Raw genomic sequence first — 19,360 nt, forward strand, 5'->3', positions numbered from 1 at the left:
TTGTGGTATTATGTGATATATTTTAAGGCATACGCCATATCGCGAGAACAATTTCATGCATAAAGACACCTACCCCCATTTGTTTAATAAATTTCCAGTAGATAACTTTGAAGTCCTAATCCATGTTTTGCAGAGGGATTATGCTGATTTATACCCCATTGAGGTGATGGAGCAATATTATAAACAAGGCGTACCAGAATTCACCGCCTATATCCGTTTTTTTGAGGAAACGTTCACCAAAGTAGCAGGAAAGTATACCGAAAAGGAGATACAAGAAGCCGTTCTAGCATTGCTTAGCGAACCTAAAAGCACGATAAAAGAATCCACCTTTATGTTTCCGAAAATTAAGAACAGCGTGCCAAAACCCCTTGGATTTGTTGAAAAGCTGGCAACTGGACATTTAAGTGCTGCTGAACCATTAAGCTATGTGGATATGGTTAGAAGCACATCCTGGTTTATTAAACAAGGAGAAACCTTGGCCAAACAACCCTATACGGTCATCCCCTTAGCCAATGTTACCAAGGATTCTGTTCACAATAATATCGCGTTAATTAACCTTCATCCAGACCCTAAGCAAACCCCCAAATGGATTGTCATGGATTGCCGCGATCCTAGCCTTCCCGTTGTCTATTGTGAAGCGCCTATCTTGGAGAGTGAAAAATTGCTCCTTGAAACCAAAGCGCAAGTCAAAATCCCATTAGAAAACTATCAAGGGGGAAAAGCCTCTTTATCCGTCTCTTCAGGCTATACCGCCTTAGCATGGTGTATGAAACAGGTTGAATCGGTGTGTGCGTTAAAACTTGATTCGGATTTTTCTGCCTTGGTTGAAGAGTTTACTTTTATTCAACCTGGACATATCTTTAGAGGCGATGATATAACCTATTACACCTCAGACTATCGTCAATTTGCAGGCGAAGACTCCGGATGGTTTAGTCGTTCTAGCATATATTCTTTCGCAAGAGCCGCCATTTTAGGAAAACTGGGGAATGACACGTATCCCATCAACGATCTCAGTGCTGCCCTTCCCATCTATAATAGCGCCCTCTCTTCGACAAAAGATGAACAAACCAAATTAAATGCGAGAAGCTATATCCTTGGATTTGATAACGCATTGGGTAAACCAACCGAATCGGCAGACCCAAAAGCCCCACAAGCGGTGCGCTACATCACCGAAGATATTGACAGAGAGCTTGTCAAGTTAACCGTGACTGATTCAAACCCGGTAAATATAATTGCTATCACAAATGCCTATGCCTATTATGCTAACAAAAATTCCGTACCGCTGACTTGGCTTAGTCAGCACGTCGAACGCCCCTATTCATCGGATGACCCCCAGGATTTACATTATGCAACGGCCATGGTGTTAGCGGTATTTCGTTCTTGTGCCAAGTTGTCCAATTTACAAATTGATCTCGCTAATAAATACCAACTAGACAAAATTGAAACTGATTTTATCTTACAATTTATGGAAAACAATCCTTATGTTTGCCAATTAACCTTAGGGGTGCCCAACAAGTCACTAGAGAACATCCAAGATCAATTGATCCATATTTTCGCGCGAAATCGTTGGTTAAAATATAACGGCTATAAACCACCCATGTTTGATGATTTTTGGAAGAATGCGGCATTTCACTGGCTAGTCCACTTAAATCAAACCCCGGATGTGTTGTTGGATAAACGCGAAAATGAATTATTCAAACAATGCGTGACAGAAATGGGGCTTCATGGATTAGATAGCGTGCTCAAGTATTTAAACAATGAAGTTGACCGCGACCGCATTGAAAAAATCTATGGCAAAAACCGCCCACCCTTTTTCCTCAACTGCCGTCCTCCACAGATGAAGGAATACTTAGACAGACTGCTTAAGCATTTAGAAATTCAAGGGTATTTCCCCTTCTCCGAATTGGGTGTGACGTTTTCAGAGGAAAATGCCATACAAATTGCCCGATTGATTAGCAGCATCAATAAGCTTAACCATTTCGAACAAATTACCTTAACAGACTGCTTAAAAAACAAACCCAAGGCGGCCGAATTTTTGCATACAATTGCCCTGCAGGCCAAAGAGGAGAATTGGACGACATTGGTCGTCATTCCGGAGCTTCATGACAAAGAAAATGTCAGCTCTGATTTAGCGGAGATCCGTTCCGTTTATGCCCATTTGAATAATATTATTTTAGCCAACCAACGAATACAAAAAGCCAAAAGTGCATTAAAACAGATTGAAGAAACCTCTAATTTTGAATCTCAATCACCAGACTCCGAAGAAAGCGGCAAATCCTCTTCAAAAACCGCAGAAACACCCGTTGATTTTGATAAAATCATCAAAACCCTGCAAAGTAAGAATTTACAACAATGGCATATTCAACGCGGCGGTGAAACCCAACTTCAACTCCAACAACAACAAGAAATCCAACAAGTTAGGCAGCTGCAACAAGAACATCAACGCATGAATGTTCATCAGGTGGAAGAAGCCTTTTTTGAAGGGCTAATCAGCTATGACAATATTGATAAACGATTAGGCACATTCTTCTCAGGCTTTCAACAAGAACATGTTGTGAATGAAAAATATGCCTTATTGAAAACCGGTAAAGAATCCCTCCTACAAGGATTTTTCCATACTTGGGTGAATGCCAACCCCAGTGTCCAAGCGAAGCACGTGATTCGCTATATGACCAAGGATGCGGTGGTTGAGTTATTAAAGCATCAGGCGTTAATGGTATCGGGTCTAAAATTGGATAATTTACCCAAAGGGTTCTCCTTACAGCGCTCAAAAGATGGGGATTACATTCTTTCATTTAAAGCAGACATGGATTATGTCTATCCCCCCAATGCCCAAACATTGCGAACCAATATTCGCGAGCCTGCACTTGAATATTGGGAAGGCGATTTTCGCCAGTTTGACGTCGACACCTACCTGGTTCAAAAAAACGTGATTGAAAAACAAGATTGGCTTTATATGGCAGCTTTTGCCAAATTACAGCCAGACCGTGATTACACTAATGATTACAATGAATTTATCAAACGAAATCCCCATTTAGCTGTAAAATTAGGTGCTGGCTCAAGTGGCTTGCTCGGTGCTCTATTAGGCAATCAAGCCTCCGTTGGAGAAAAAGAAAAGGTCATTAAACACTGGCCGATTGTCTTACAAGCCTGGCAATATCTCGGAGATAAAGGCGTTGATGCATTTTTGAAACAAAATCCCGCCGATTTTGATTTACCGCCCGAACAAGTCCAATTTTTTCTTTTGAGCTCACTGTCAAAACCACTGCAAGAATTTGCTCAACATCACCCAATGAATAACCAAACACTAAAAGCATTGGGACAAGTGTATTATCGTTTTGGCAATAAGGGGATGAGTTTGCTACTGAGCAAGTTTTCCCAAATCGAGTCACAACTTGGCAAGGAATTCTACCAGTGCTTTAGCCAGGAAGTGTTAAGTCGATGTCATAACTTTAATGCCTTCATGAATTCTGAATTTTTCTTGTCCATAGACGCGATGATGCAACAATTAAAGGGCAAGAGCAACGAAGGGGCGCGGTTAGCTTGGCAATCCACCCTGCGCAACCATTATACGACCACCGATTGGGATAATATAACCCACCTTTGGAATGCATTCTCATCGTTTAATCAAGAAATCACCCGCATGGGATTACACTTAGAAGGCGATGAGTTTGACAACATTCCGCCTAATAATATGATTGTGCTAATGGACCGAGTATTAGATTGCCTTCGCCATATCCCCAATTACGACAACCAAAGCACTTTTCTACGCAATCTCACTAAATGGGATTTAAGCCACGGCGGCTTACCCTATGCCATTGTTCAGGAGAAATTTCGCTATTTCAATCAATCCTTACTCCTATCCAATTTTGAACAAGGTAAACCAACCTATGCACCCGATTTGTCGAAAATCTATTCATGGTCTGCTGTGGAAGCACCGCTGCAGATGCAACGTGCACTAGCTAGTTTAAATCAAATCAGCAAAGACAATTTTGATTGGCTAAAAGATGAAATTGTGACGCCTTCTGCCGAAAACCGTCATATCTTGATCATGCTATCCAATACCCATTTTAAGGCAAATGCGGTGCCAACCTTAGTGAGCGATTTTCGAAAGTTGCCCCTGGATTTTGGCAAGACCATTGCTAAAGCAATCCATCAAGCTGTGTATGAAAAAGGGTATAGCCCGCTTGATATTCAATGGGAAACAATCCAAGCTATCGCAAAATTAGATTACTCAAGGCTTTTAACTAATCTGCCGAAAGATGCCAATCTCCTCCTCTTAGAAGCCGCAAGCCTGCTGCATCAAAAAAATGCATTAAACCAAGAAAATGTCGATAGCCTCACCAAAGCGTTTCAAGCATTAACTGACGCGCATGTGGATTTGAGTCAATACCATTCCCTCACAGCCTTTAAGCTAGGCGTGATTTTTGGCATCACCCAAAGCGACCAAATTAATCAACTAACCACCATGCTTGATGATGCAAAACCCATAGTCCAGCAAGAAGCGCGTGTATTATTCCGACATCTTTTGTCGGTGGATTTCGAACAAACGGAATCAGATAGTTTAAATAACCCTCTCCATTGGCAAGCGCTTATCGATTGCATTAAAGCAATGGAAAATGATCCAGCCAATACTGGCAAGCATCGTCTTGCTCTCATCGATAAATTAAGCGATGAAGCCGGTATTGTGTTTAAATTCTCCAAGGGAGGCAATTTTAGGGCTTTAAACGATAAACTTACTGATGGACCAGACAGCTTACACTTTTTTGTCGATCATGAAGACCGAGTATGGCATTTCTTAAAGGATCATATTGCCGTTAAAGTCGATGAAGATGCGCAGGAACAATTAGTTCCCATTATGAATTTCTTAAAACAGCTGCAAATCAATGTGACTTACTTAAATGAAATCGAACCGTTGCTTGCTATCTTAGAAAAAACGAAACCGGGGAAATATTGGTCCGCGCCCTACTTTACCAGCCTATTAAAAGCATTGACACCTGATGATGAAAACAGTGCTTTTCCAATTAATTTGATGAAGACCGTTATCCAAGAAGCAGCGTTAAAAGCGCGGTCTATGAATGAAATCATGGAAGAATTTCCAAAAAAGATAACCGAGATATTTTCTTTAATTCAAAAAAACACCGTTTTCACCCGAGATGAACAAGCGATGCTTGCCCAAATTGCCATGCGCGAATATGAATGGACAGAAGGAACAAGCTTAACCTCTCAAATCTTAGCAACCGTATCGGGGGAAATGTTTGCCAATACCAGAGAGCCTGCTTTAGCGATTTTATGCCAGTGTCAGAATAAATCCGAACTGGAAAATCGCTATCAATATTGCAAAAAAATGGTTGAATTGCCCACCGCTGAATTTCCTAAAATGCACCAAGTTTGGTCGAAAACCATGTCCTTATGGTTGAAGACGATGCAAGGAAATCCACAGGTTGAAGAATTATTCCAAAATGTGGACGCAGCCTATCAAGCGAATGCAAAAAGAAAAGCACAAGTACTACATATCATCGCTTGGAGTAGCCTTGATGCGGGTTTACAAAACAACCTTGACCATCAACACGAACTCCGACGAAAAGCACCCAAGTTAGTTGAAAAACTAGCAGGTCTCAATGACGAGGAACTGAGTGAATTAGCGCTCTGTTACCCACGACAGCCTGCTCCTCGAGCAACCGATATTGTGGCGCTTTTGAAACAACAGCTACCGTTTAAACAAGCCCTAAGCAATTTCCTGGCGCATCCATTTACAGAGCCTCGCATAGATTACCACCCATTAGCATTAAGTCGCCAGTCGGATCTGGAGCGAATGCTGAAAGAAGTGCAAGTCAGTTTTGGTGATAATCAAAAAGAAATCAGCGTGGAAGATTGCGCCCGATTATCGCTAGTTTTCACTTATTTAAAAGAATTAGAAAGTGGGCAATATGGTGTCAAAGGCTGTGATAAGTCGATTCAGCAAATGAGCCAGGAAGAAATTGCCCAATTTTTCAAAACACTCTCGCAAGAGCTCGCACAAACGCCTAATAATACCATTTTGCAGGCTCAAGTGTTTGCTTTAATGTTTGAAGCCATGGGGCGAACCACCCGCAAATACCCTCATTTAGCACAACAATTTGCCTTAATTGCCAATGAATTATTTGTCAAATCCGATAGTCGTGTCATGCAATTATCTGTGGGTGAAGGTAAAAGCCATTATGTGGCCATGCAAGCTGCCCGCTTTGCGGCTCAAGGTAAAATGGTTGATGTCTGTACATCCAAACGCTCGCTCGCCGCACGGGATCTTGAAGACTATAAAAGTTTCCTTGATTATTTAGGGTTAAGTTCAACCGCCATTGAACCGAAAACCTCCCATAGTCAGTATATGAACCATCAAATTCATTACTCGACCTTAGGCGATTTATCGCTATTCTTGGATGAGCAAAATTATGCAGGAACGCCTATTGAAATACCCAAGGAAAAACGTGTCGGACTATTTGACGAATTTGACTTTACCCGCTTTGAAGAAGGGCGAAAAACCGAATATAACTTTGCCAGACCTACGGGTTATACTCCCAAACAATTAACCTGGTTTTATCAGTCAATTAATCAATTTTACGCTAAAAATAAAGACTGGATTACAGAAGAACAAAAAGGATTCATTTCGCAAAAAGTACTACTCGCCTTTGCGAAAGCACTAATCAAAGACGCTGGCACAAGCGAAAACCGACAACACTATATTGGACGCTTTATTGAGGATCCATTAAGAATGGTCCAATACCTTCAGTCTGCGCATGAAGCAGCGAGACTTGAGCGAGGCGTGAATTTTACGGTTCAAGAAGCCGTTATTACCGTGGGTGAAGAGCATTATCCCATGCGCGAAATCATTCCATTGTCCACGGATAACCAACGGATGACCGGCTCAACTTTTAGTGCAGGCGTTCACCAACTGTTGGCTGTTCGGCTCAACACTGAAGCCCAGACGAAAAATGAGCCGCAAAATTATCACGTCCATCCAGAAAGCCACATTTTAAGTTCTCAAGTGGCCGCTTACCACATGCAAAGTTTATGGGGGCATCGCGAGGGGTATTCTGGCACCATTTCGGATGTGCAAAAACAACGGTTGTATAACGACGAAAAAACGGTTGTCTTACATGCACCGACAAACCGTGCCGTTCAACGGACATGGCATCAAGCTAAATTTTATAAAACAGCGGATGCACGCGCTGCTGAAATCAAAGATAGTTTATTAGAATGCTTGGCTGAGAAGAAATCGGTGCTTGTTTGTTGTAAAAATGACAAACAAGTGGATGAGTTACAAAAACAACTAAGTGTCCTCTTAGAGCCCGAGCAATTGAAACAGCTAATTTTTTATACCAATGAAGATCCTCGCATGGCAAACGATGTGCTCGCGGATAAAACTCGGCAAGAAGGCTGGCATGGTGACACCAAAGAAAAAGGAATTGCCTTGGTGGCTTCCGGCTTTGGACGAGGCGATAATACGGGAACCGAAGCGGTCTTTATTCTGGGAACTCGCGACTTCAGCGATTTAACCCAAAAAGGGGGCCGAACAGCTCGAAACGGCGATGAAGGGGAAGTGTATCAGTTCTATCTCACAGATGAGCTTGAATTCGAAGAAGACCAATATATTAAGCGCTTATCGAAAGGCAGCAAAGAAATACAAGACAGCCTGGATTTAGTTCAAAAGACATTTCCTAATAAAACCGATGCAGACCTATTACATCGCGTGCTTGTCCTTCGAGAATATTGCTTTGAATTAGATAATATCGTCAATGAAACCTATCATCATGGGCTAGCGCAATATTCAGGTTGGGGTATGCGCTTACTCGCACACATTGACGATCCGATTCTTCGCAACGAACTGACAACGACGTTTTCACAAACCATGCGCTCGCTGGAAAAAATCTGGATTGATATCGAAGCACAAGTGGATGCAACACCTCAAGAAAAACAAGAATCCTTATCGAAACAATTTACCCAACAAGCAACTGACTATCTCAATGAGTATTTAAAAAAATCCACGCTGGTTGTTGCTGAACCCTTTGCTATGAAAGGCACTCCTCAGCCGCTGTTGAATTTGTCAATTCCCGAGCATCGTGAAACGCGTGAATACAGTGCAGAGCTCTCCTTAGTCTTTACGTCGCTTACCACTTTACCATCCATTGATTGGACGGATAAGCGTATCAATGAGTTACCAGAAAAGTTAAATAAAATGGCCAAAGAGCCTCATCTTGTCCGTTATTTATCCAATGAAATGCGGCATGCCAAATCGGCAAAAGCCTACTTAGATTGGTTCGACCGATTCTATGATAACTGGCAAAATCCGTCCAAAAATTGGCAAAAGCAATTAAAACAAGTATTAACTGAAACCGTTGACTCAGACGTCTTAGAACAAGTGAACGATAATCGCGATGAATTTATCCGTCTAGTGTCCGGCTTAAATCCATCGGTTCAAGACAGTGTGGCAAACTACCTAAAACAAGGTCACACCGCTTCAATTAATGAACGAGCCAATCGCTTAAGACCGGTTCTTCGCTATTTGAATCAATTCTCCAAAACAGAATTGGATAAGTGGGGGAAACCGTTTATTCATAACGCCGATGTGATACTTGATAACTACGCAGATATCATCGCTGAAGCGCAATCCCTGCCAACCATGCCATTTACCCATCTGACACTGTTCGCCAATTTGTTGCGTCGATACCCCAACCCCCATTCGCTTGACAACAAAACCTTGTTTGACAGATTGCATAAGCTAACCGCTAAAAACCCTGTGAAACAAATTCGCATTCTTAATCGCTGTGAATCCATTGTTTCCATGCTTCCGGAAAGTCAACGAAGCCTCGTGTTTCATGATTTGGTTGAAGTCATCAGCCAATACATGGCAAACGATGATTGGAATACCGCCAACCGATTGTTAAATGATACGGAAAAGTGGTTAGGCAAACCCCGTCATCAAGAGCGAATCGTCAAGTATTGGCTAACGCTTGCCCAAAACGTTGGCCATCTCCAAGAATTAAAACCCTTGCTCAGTCGCGCATCAGCCTATCCTAGCCAAGCTTGGTATCGCATACCGGCACTCTGTTTAGATAGCGATAATGCCAGCATCCCACAATTGATAGCATTTCAAACTATCTGGCTGGATATCTGGGAAAACATTGATTCGCACCCAGGAAAATCCATTCATAAGCGCGAATATTTTGAATTAATGGCCAAGCAGCTTCGAAATTTGGAGGCGAAAGACGTATCCGATTTAACTTATGATAAGTTTCTTATCCGATGCTATGAACAGCTGATTAAGCGAAACGACACCCACCTCAATAATATGACCGAATTCAACATCCTCTTTTCTGATATCGAACGATATGGGTATAAAGCGGTTATGGCATTCACCAATTCAATGGATGCATTCATGAAACATGAATCAGGCTATCAATTTACCCCCATTGAGATGGTACGCGTATATAACCTATGCCGAGAAGCCAATATCGACCATGCTAAGTTGTGCCATCCAGATTTTCAACATCTCTTACGCGTCATTTACCAGGAAATGGATGTTGATGATGTAATGTCTGATGAAAAGCGTGATTATTTAGATAGTTTAATCAGACACTTAAGAAATTATGATGCCAAAGCTGTATCTGCTTCATCCTATGATACGTTTTTGATGCGATGCTACAAACAAATTATCGATCGCAAAGACTCTCATGAAAACAACCTGACACAGCTAAACGCCTTGATCTCAGATATTGAGCAATACGGCTATGAGGATATTATCGAATTCACCCAGTCAATGGAAACATTGATGCAAAACGAAAAAGGATACCAATTCACCCCCATTGAGATGGTTCGCATCTATAAATTATGCCAAGAAGCCAACATCGACCACGCTAAGATTTGTCACCCCGATTTTCAACGGGTCTTACTAGCAGTGTATCAGGAAATGGCCGTCGATGATGTGCTAACAGACAGTAGAGATATAGCGAATCTGAAAAAATGGCTAGTAGCATTACATGCAATCAATAACCCATCGCTTTCTAAGAAGTTATTAGATAGTTTGCAAAGCGCATCAAAGAGGGCAATGTCAACCCAGCATGCACTGACTTTGATGTGGGAGCTCACACAAGCCGGGATGGATGAAAAACGATTCCAGCGTTATCAAGATACGCTAGTGACGATATGGGAGCGCATAAACAAATCTAGCACTAAACACGATGAAGCGTTATTCTCATTTGTTCAATATGTCTATCATTTAGTTGAGTTTGACAGAGAAAAACTCGATGCCTTTTATAAAAATAAAAACGGTATTTTGGCAAAAACGCAAGCCGAACAAGCCAACTTCCTGCTGGAAGACGTCATGGATTTCTCCGAAGATCCCGCTCGCCAAAATAAACGTATATGGCGGACTCGCTTCTTGTTAGATGGTGTTTTAAAAGAGGTCAAACCTGAATCAGATTCAGTATTTATATGGAATGAACGAAAAAATGACAAATTATTGATCTCCGTCTTTGCCTTTTTTGCAGATGCCTTTAAAGCCGTATTTGATTTTATCTCTCCTGAAAAAAGACCGACTTCCGAGGAACGGGTGCAAGCTCATCGTCAAGCCATGGATATATCCAATGAAATGCGCTTAATTGGTAATTTTACCCCGCTTGATTATGAAAGAAACCGAGAATCTTTTAATAACCCCAACCAAATTTCAAATACTGAGTATTTAATAAATAGCGATTTGAACAAAGCTTTATCGCGTTATCGAAATAGTTGGTTTCTTGCAGGTGCTCGAAAGTATGAAGCCAAAATCTTAGAGATTGAGCTTAGTGAAAAATATAGCACATCTTCGAGGGATGATACTACTTTAATAGGCTATTTAAACCTTTTAAAGCAAGCTAAACTGGATGCCATGCGTAATGATCTACAGGTCAATCAATCGAGATGGTTCAAATTAAATCGAAGTGGCCGTAGCCGCTATTATGAAACCTTAAATCAGATGCAAGATATCGTGATGAAACATTGGGCTATGGAGGGGATTAATAGGGATGAACCCTTGAACCATCAGCAATTCTTCTTGAGTAGTCCGACTTATCAACAATTTGTCAAAGAAGATTTACATGAACATCTTGAAGTCATGGTCGAGGCAATCCAACCTTTTCTAACAAAAGAAGAAAATACCAACCGCTATTTCTTTAAGGACTATCATCAAAGCAAAAACCGGGATATATCGGATTTGCTGTCATCGATTAGAACCTTGGTAGAAATGGATCCAAACAACATTTCAGCGACGGATTTAAAGCAATTAACTCCGAAACTGGAAAAATGCCATGAATACTTACCTGGTGAATTACGCGTCGTTATCAATGAAGTATTACAAAGAGCCCAGGCAGTTAAAGAATTACCCAAACCGGATTTGAGTGTGGGGCCTAAACAAGCGAAATAATGTCAACCAAATTGCCCTGCTCTGCCTTGGAGAACCTTCTTCCCATCCCTGGGAAGAAGGAATGGCAAAGTAATGAATCCTAGCCTTTAACGCTATCGAGGCTTTGTCGAATTATTAGACGATAAGCCAATTTCCATATCATCAAACTGGTTCGGATGATTGCTAGCTACCCAATTTTGATCGGATTTAGACACTACCGGCATATTCATCATTCTATTATTGGTCATCTGTTGAAAATCTGATTTAGTGAGTAAGCCTAATTGACAACATTTATCAAGGTACTGTTCAAATGCACGTTTCAAGGTGTTAGGTCCTGCTGACTGATAGATGGTGTAGTATCGTTTTGGGTTTGTCATATCTGGGTCCAAATAATCTGGATAGCGTTTTGCATCCATCTTAGTTTTTGGTGTTTCAATTGTCTCGCCATTGACCTTAATCTTATCAGGCAATAAATTTAATCGCTCCTTAAACATACTTTCATTACTGCGAATCATCCCTTTTTCTAGGTCTTCTTTTGAAGTAACCTCTCGCAGATGAAGTTCCAGTTCAACCGATATTTTTTGATAAATGTCTTTAATTTCTAATGAATACCTGGCGAGGTGTTCTGGTGGTTTAAACGTGGACAAAACACTTAACGTCAAGGTGTCATCCTTATCATCAACTAGTTGATCGACGAGTTCCTTAACTAACGGGTTAAATAATTTTGGATCAATGGGATTGACGCGTTGAGAATCCAATTTTTGATAGTTCTGGATGGAGATATTGATTGCTTCCTGCATCACTTTATGGTTGGGCGATGCTGCTATAATATCGTTCCCCATTGCGTCAACAAATAGCTCTTGTCTGGATAGTTCGTCATTTTCACCGTTTACCGTTGCAGATACACCGCCAATTAAAATGCCATGAGACGGATTATCATTCGTTAATGTCGGTAAACGACTCGCCGTTTCTGAATAACGTTTCTTTGCGTCTTCGTATTTAGAATAGGCCTCCATATAGTTAGCGACAAAATTTGGTCGACCCACAAAATCACTATCTTGCGGTTCTTTTGGCTTTTGCGTTTTGGGATCAAACCGCAACGCAGGAAACAGGGTATCTGTGTCAAAATAATACCCCCCTTCTTGCCTTAAGATTTCATAGCGTAATAAATCGGACGCTGAACCGTAGTTTTTTAAGCCAATGCGCTCCCTATCCACGTATTGCCAAAAGTCATTGTATTTTTTCTTGGACTGTTGGTTATTATTGTTCGATAGATAAAACGGATCACTTTTCATTGGCTCCTTTAACTCATTAATATTTCTAACCTCAATTCCCAAGCTAGACAAATCCTGCTCTAAGCCCATTTTATGCATGGTTTTTCTTATCTTTTTTTGGCTGCTATCATCCATCCAAAGGTTTAATTGAAAACCGCTTTGTTTTGCAGAAGCAGCTAACGATAGGATGTTTTCAAGATATTTTTCAGGCATTGGGCCACCCAACCATACAAAATGGATGGATTTTGGAATGGAGGTATCCTTAATGTTTGATACTATTTTAATCTGCCTATCTTTGGGAATAGGATTTTCATTTTCTAGACTAGGCGGCATAATTGTTGATCACTTATTCCTGAGCTTTGATCTAATTATAGTGCACGGCAAAGGAGATTCTGTAGCGAATACAACCATGAAATGCTGACAGAGAAAACTGACCCTTGCGTCGCTTTTTAGATCAAGCACCTTTAATGCTTGCAGATTGCTCATAAAAAATATAATATAACTTTAGTGTTTATTTTTTATCTATTATTATGTTGCGTTTTGCAGATTTACTCACAGTGAATGTCGTGGTGGTCGTGGCTCCGAAGGAGTGCGGCAATTTTGCGATGTGAGACGCAACAACAACCGCACTTCTTACGAAGTAGCGGTTGGTCTGACTCCATCGGTACTTCAAAAGAAGCGCTAACCAGGAGCCAGCCATGATAAATTCCCTTTCCCTACCCCTGTTATCGAGACTCAAACCTTGGTTATTATGGATTTTAGCCGCCAGTTTTTTCTTTTATAAATACTTTATTCAAGTTTCCCCCAGTGTGATGAATGCAGAATTGATGAGCGCTTTTTCTGTCAAAGGGGCAGGCCTTGGGCATTTGGCAGCCTGTTTTTTTTATGCTTATCTGTTGATGCAAATTCCCGCAGGCATTATTTTGGATAAATATGGCCAACGCTTGATGTTATCCGCGGCGTTTTTTGTTTGCGCCGGAGGCACACTCCTGTTTGCCCAATCCCACTCGTTATGGCTTGCCCAACTGAGTCGTTTCATCATTGGTCTGAGTGCTGCGTTTTCCGCGTTAATCTGTTTTAAGATGATTTCTGTGTGGTTTCCACCGAAACGATTTGCGCTAATGGCCGGGTTAAGCATGAGTGTGGCGATGATGGGGGCTATTTTTGCTGAAGCGCCATTGTCTTATTTAATTCAAAAAAGCAACTGGCGAGAAGCGCTTTCCATTGTCGCTATTCCAGGTTTTTTACTGTCTGTGATCGTATTTTTTCTCTATCCACGTACCGCTGCAACCCCAAGTCAACCAGTCAATCATGACACACCTTCCCTCGCCATGCTAAAAAAGGTCTGCCAAAATCGTCAAACTTGGTTACTATCCCTTTATAGTGGCCTTGCCTTTGCACCCGTCTCTGCATTTGGTGGGTTATGGGGAGTATCGTTTCTGCAAAAAGCCTATGGCCTCAATCCATTAAGCGCAGCCCATTGCATGTCGTTACTTTTTATAGGCTTTGCCTTAGGCTGCCCGCTAAGCGGATGGCTATCGGATAGGATGCAAAAGCGAAAACCATTAATGGGTCTTGGCACATTGATTGCGTTTATTACCTTAAATTTAGTCTTATTTTGTCCCTTATCTATTTGGGCGCTAAAGGCAATGTTGATTCTATTTGGCCTTGGCGCGAGTTGCTTCTTTTTATGCTTTACCATGATTAAAGAAATCAACCCAATCATGCTAGCAGGCACCGTCTTGGGTTTTATGAATAGCTTTGATTCATTGTGGGAAGCATTGACTGAGCCACTGGTTGGAAAGATCATGGATATGCGATGGGATGGGTTTATGCAACAAGGCGCACCGGTGTTTTCCTTACAAGATTACCATAGTGGATTGCTCATTCTATCGGTCTATTTGACCATCGCGCTGGCTCTCTGGTGCTTTCTTAAAGAAAGTTATCAATCGGATTAATTGGCTATATTTGCCAATTATCAACAACATCTCTATAATCTCTTCCCAATTGTTTATAGAGAATTGCCATGGCAAGCAAACAAAAAGCTGAAAGTGCAACGATTATCGTTAATAAAAAAGCACGATTTGACTATTTTATCGAGCAAGATTATCAAGCCGGGCTTGCCTTAGAAGGTTGGGAAGTGAAAAGTCTGCGGGCTGGAAAAGTCAACATCTCGGACGCCCATGTGATCATCAAACGGGGGGAGGCGTTTTTGTTTGGCTGCCAGATTCAACCATTACCCACCGCATCCACCCACGATACGCCCGATCCGACCCGCACACGAAAGCTTCTGATGCATCGCAAAGAAATCAATCAGCTCATCGGCGCTGTCGAACGCAAAGGGTATACCGTTGTGCCATTGAAATTATATTGGGCCAATAACCGAGTCAAATGCCAAATTGCCTTAGCCAAAGGTAAAAAGACCCATGATAAGCGTGAAACCAGTAAAGAACGTGATTGGCAGCGTAGTAAAGCGAGGATAATGAAACCATCTTAAGGGTGTGATACCTTCTTGTATATAACCATTTAAAAGGAATTAATATGCCTGGATTTTTTAGTGACATTCGTGACTCAGTCGGCAAACCAACGAGCTCACTTTACTTGCAAGCACAGCGAATCAACGCTTTTGCCGAATTAGCGACCGATACGTTATCCGATTTCAATCCCAATGTGCTGATACCTGGAAAAATTGCTCAGCTTGCTTTGTCAGTCAGAAGCTTATTCTCAAAAGAGACCCATTTACATGAAAAGCTCATGCATGCCGGCCAAGCATCCATCAATGCATTACAAATTGGCTTATCCATGTATTTATTTCTCAGCGGTAATGAAACGTGCGATAGCATGGAAAATATGATGTGCCGAATCATTGCAGGCAGTCAACTAATCTATCGTGGCCTACTGCTAACAGGCTGGGTTTCCTCGGAAGCCATGGCACCCTCTATGCCTGGCCCCCACCCTAAAGCAAGTTAAGCCAGCAGGTGGTATAGCATCATTAAAAAGGCAACCAACAAGAACAGTGTATAGAGCCCATTCAATCGATGTTTGGGCAAACGTTCTTCAAAGCGTGCGCCATATTTAGACGCAAGCATTGCTGTGGGCGCCACGGCAACAAATGCTAGCAGATTGACATATCCTAGCGAGTAATTGGGCAAATCGGGTATCTGATAACTGCCCAAGATGATAACAATCGAACCTATCAAGCCGATAAATAGGCCAGTGATGGCTGAGATAGCAATACCTTTTTTCAAGGGATAGTCAAAATACAACATAATTGGCACCGTAAACGTACCACCCCCGGTGCCAAGTAACGTTGACAAGGCCCCGACAAAAAAGCTCGAAACACCACTTATCCAAGGGCCCGGACCGTTGGTATTTAACCCTTCCCCCGCTTGTTTTAGTAACGTAAAGAGAAAGCAAACCAACAAATAACCCGTGAAAAATAATTTTAAGACATAGGTAGGAATACTATGAATAACCACGGCACTGGATAAAATCCCAATCACCAACCCTGGCGCCCATTTTTTTAGCATTTTAAAATCAAGATGACCGAATTGATAATGGCTATGCGTCGAAGCCAACGCTGTTGGAACGATTAAAGCCAGCGATGTCGACACGGCAATGTGCATCATCAAGCCATGATCAAAACCAAAGAGAGGAAACAAAGTCAAAAACATCGGCACCAATACCGTCCCACCACCAATGCCGAACAAACCTGCAAGAAACCCAGCAAATAGCCCCACCACCAACAAAATACCAACCACCAACCAATCCGCCATCCCAGGCCCCATGAACCCACCTAAAACCACAGTAACACGTCCACCAGCTAATGCCAATTCCAACAAATTCCATTATACTAACAATTCAACGCCGTTGTAGCTCAGTTGGTAGAGCAATTGATTCGTAATCAATAGGTCCGCGGTTCGATTCCGCGCAACGGCACCAGTAAAATCAAGCATAATATATTAATTATCCGGGCGCATTCTAGCTCCAAATGCGACAATCATTTTTATACTGCTGTATAAACACTTCCTTAGGCATTTTATACCCTAAACACTTTCTTGGACATAGGTTCATTCTATCAGCAAGCGTAGGTCGGGCCTTGGCCCGACGATTGTTGCCTATTCTCTAAAATTACTTAATTCAAACGGATTACTGCAAGCCCAATCGTCAGTTACAATTCTCTTTTGAATATCACTATGAATGCTTGAGTAACTCCAAGAAGATGGCCTATTGACATAACCCTGTTTCACAGGGTTGAAATGTATGTAGTTTACATGATGCTCGTAATCTTGTTCATCGTGAATAAGATGCTCCCAAAATCGTCTCTGCCAAATCCCTCTTTCTCTTTTCTTTTTCCTCGCTGCAGTAATCGATTCTGAGTGGCTAATACGCTTTGAAAATAAACCCTTTACCATACTCCATCTTAATGAAAAATTGCTGTCATTGTTAGGTAAAGTCATTAACAAATGCATATGATCAGGCAAGACTACTTAAGCATTTATTTTAAATGGATATTTTGATTTTGTCGTATGGATGGCATTACGGAGGATGTCAATTTCTCTGATTAATATACCATTTGATCTATTTGCAAGATTAACGGTAAAAAAGTACTTGGCTCCTGGCACACGTGCTCTAATATATTGCATAAGATTGGACTATTTATTCTTGGACTGTATTTATAGCTGATTAGATGGATTAATTCAACTGATGTCGGGCCAAGGCCCGACCTACGCTTGCTCAATCGATGTACATCTCTCGAGAACAACTAGTATAGTTTTATTAAGTTGTATCTTTTAACCTTTCCTCTAGACTAGTTTTGAAAATTGTATTATCGTGCCTACGATTTAATTACGAAAAGGAGTTTTAAAATGATTAAAAAAGGGGTTATTTTAGTATCCTGTCTACTTGCTAGCATGCCGATTTTTTCAAATGAACCATTCAAAGGGTTACAATTAAAATCAAATCATAAATCTTACCTAAAATCATCAAAAATTGATTTTTCAGGTATATGGAGTGGTAAGTGCAATGATGAACAACAGACAACTACTATGAAAATTACTCAAGATGATAAACATATTAGTTTTGCAAGCCTAACTGAGGATGGTGAAAATTTTGGAGAACCTTTATACTTTCCTCTAAGTGAAGTTAAATCAAAGAGCAAGAGTACTTTTGATGGTACAGAGAACTCTTTAAGTGCAGCTTTATGGTCTAGTCCTAACAGTTTAGCTCTATATTATTTCAATATTTCTTTAGGAAGTTCTGATCATAGTACTAGTACTTTGACAACCAATTTTGATTTTGAAATTGAGTTAGATAATGGTAAGCTTAATTTCATTATAGATAATTATCCAGAAAATATCGTTTGCGTATTTAATAAGCAAGGTTAAAAAGGTTGCCCATATTAGATGTCAATTTAATATGGGCTGTAACCATCCCCTAAAATAGTTGTATTCCTGATTAGAGTTCTCCAAGTTAAACTATGTTTGAGGAGAACAAAAATGAAAAAATCGCGTTATACAGAAACACAAATTGTCAAAATTTTAAAAGAAGTCGAAGCGGGTCGACTGGTTAAAGAAATTTGTCGTGAATATGGCATTTCAGATGCAACGTATTACAACTGGAAAGCAAAATACGGAGGCATGGAAGCATCGGACATAAAACGTCTGAAGGAGCTTGAAGATGAGAACCACCGTTTAAAGCAGATGTATGCTGAGCTGAGTCTTGATCATAAAATCCTGAAGGATATTGTCGAAAAAAAGCTGTGAAGCCAACTGTGCGCCGGGAGTTGGTTGATTATGCAGTCAATGCTCATGCTGTGAGTTTACGTCGCGCTTGCAAAGTTGTAGGTATCAGCGACTCGGTTTATCGCTATAAGCCGTATAGTCGGTCTGATGAAAGTGTCATTGTGGCATTGCAGGAATCATCTGAACGTTACCCAGCGTATGGCTTTAGTAAATTGCTTAAAGTTTTACGTCGCCAAGGTCACAGGTGGAATCATAAGCGTGTTTACCGCGTGTATTGTGAGCTTAAGCTCAATATGCGTCGCAAGGGAAAAAAGCGGTTACCCAATCGCTCGCCTGAACCTCTGAGAGTGCCAGAGTCCATTAACCAATGCTGGTCTATGGACTTTATGTGTGATGCGTTGATGTGTGGCCGACGCTTCAGAACATTTAACATAGTGGATGATTTCAACCGTAAAGTGTTAGCGATCGAGATAGATTTGAGCCTGCCCGCACAGCGAGTTATTCGCGTATTAGAACGTGTTGTTGCCTGGCGTGGTCTTCCTGCCAAACTACGCATGGATAATGGTCCTGAATTTATTTCAGGTGCCCTAGCGGATTGGGCAGAAAAAAATAAGGTGCAATTGGAGTTTATCAAGCCAGGAAAGCCAACACAAAATTCATTTATTGAGCGATTCAATAGAACTTATCGCACAGAAATACTGGATATGTATGTGTTCAAAAATTTACACGAAGTAAGAGAGTTAACAGAAAACTGGATAAAAGAGTACAACGACGAAAGACCCCATGATTCACTAGATGATTTAACCCCATGGGAATATCTGGTAAAAAAACAGGCAATGAACTCTAATTTAGGCTGCCACTAAACATGGGGGGTTTACACACGTCAACCCTGCTACAGAAATTAAAGTCTCTTCAGAAAACATGAA

At 41.2% G+C, this 19,360-nt stretch carries 9 protein-coding genes and 1 tRNA gene; 7 read left to right on the forward strand and 3 right to left on the reverse strand.

The genetic code is table 11. The features are described from left to right. Positions 1-55: 55 nt before the first annotated feature. On the forward strand, positions 56-11,437 hold the full coding sequence (locus tag AB3348_RS13490) for a hypothetical protein (protein ID WP_367608134.1): 11,382 nt from the start codon (positions 56-58) through the stop codon (positions 11,435-11,437). Between the two features lie 92 nt (positions 11,438-11,529). On the opposite strand, the gene AB3348_RS13495 is transcribed toward AB3348_RS13490, so the two are convergent. Next, the gene (locus AB3348_RS13495) at positions 11,530-13,023 is read right to left on the reverse strand and encodes a TcdA/TcdB catalytic glycosyltransferase domain-containing protein (protein WP_367608135.1); all 1,494 of its coding nucleotides are present in this window, start codon (positions 13,021-13,023) and stop codon (positions 11,530-11,532) included. Between the two features lie 365 nt (positions 13,024-13,388). Between AB3348_RS13495 and AB3348_RS13500 the strand changes: the two genes are divergently transcribed. The 3 genes from AB3348_RS13500 (at position 13,389) to AB3348_RS13510 (ending at position 15,660) form a co-directional block, all read left to right on the forward strand. After that, the gene (locus tag AB3348_RS13500; RefSeq protein WP_367608136.1) at positions 13,389-14,648 is read left to right on the forward strand and encodes an MFS transporter; all 1,260 of its coding nucleotides are present in this window, start codon (positions 13,389-13,391) and stop codon (positions 14,646-14,648) included. Positions 14,649-14,716: 68 nt separating this feature from the next. Further along, positions 14,717-15,187: an SsrA-binding protein SmpB gene (gene smpB, locus AB3348_RS13505; RefSeq protein WP_367608137.1), complete on the forward strand. Its 471-nt coding sequence runs from the start codon at positions 14,717-14,719 to the stop codon at positions 15,185-15,187. 44 nt (positions 15,188-15,231) lie between these two features. Further along, positions 15,232-15,660, forward strand: coding sequence for a hypothetical protein (locus AB3348_RS13510; protein ID WP_367608138.1), 429 nt, complete (start codon positions 15,232-15,234; stop codon positions 15,658-15,660). On the opposite strand, the gene AB3348_RS13515 is transcribed toward AB3348_RS13510, so the two are convergent. Continuing rightward, entirely contained in the window at positions 15,657-16,529 is an 873-nt protein-coding gene (locus AB3348_RS13515; protein WP_367608139.1) for a sulfite exporter TauE/SafE family protein, read from the reverse strand. The two genes, AB3348_RS13510 and AB3348_RS13515, sit on opposite strands and share 4 nt — an antisense overlap. A 27-nt stretch (positions 16,530-16,556) precedes the next feature. On the opposite strand from AB3348_RS13515, the gene AB3348_RS13520 reads away from it, so the two are divergent. Further along, a tRNA-Thr gene (locus tag AB3348_RS13520) sits at positions 16,557-16,632 on the forward strand. 176 nt (positions 16,633-16,808) lie between these two features. On the opposite strand, the gene AB3348_RS13525 is transcribed toward AB3348_RS13520, so the two are convergent. Then, complete coding sequence (locus tag AB3348_RS13525; RefSeq protein WP_367608140.1) at positions 16,809-17,105, reverse strand: transposase; 297 nt, start codon at positions 17,103-17,105, stop codon at positions 16,809-16,811. Positions 17,106-17,558: 453 nt separating this feature from the next. Between AB3348_RS13525 and AB3348_RS13530 the strand changes: the two genes are divergently transcribed. Next, a complete protein-coding gene (locus AB3348_RS13530) occupies positions 17,559-18,077 on the forward strand; it encodes a hypothetical protein (RefSeq protein WP_367608141.1) in 519 nt (172 codons plus the stop codon). Positions 18,078-18,188: 111 nt separating this feature from the next. Next, positions 18,189-19,297 (forward strand): IS3 family transposase gene (locus AB3348_RS13535; protein ID WP_367608142.1). Its coding sequence is split into 2 segments (ribosomal slippage): positions 18,189-18,450 and positions 18,450-19,297, totalling 1,110 coding nucleotides; the frame shifts between segments, so codons are not numbered across the junction. Positions 19,298-19,360: the final 63 nt, after the last annotated feature.

Origin of the sequence: Legionella sp. W05-934-2 (assembly GCF_964199965.1) — a bacterium.
In the GTDB taxonomy this organism is placed as follows: domain Bacteria; phylum Pseudomonadota; class Gammaproteobacteria; order Legionellales; family Legionellaceae; genus JAFIFT01.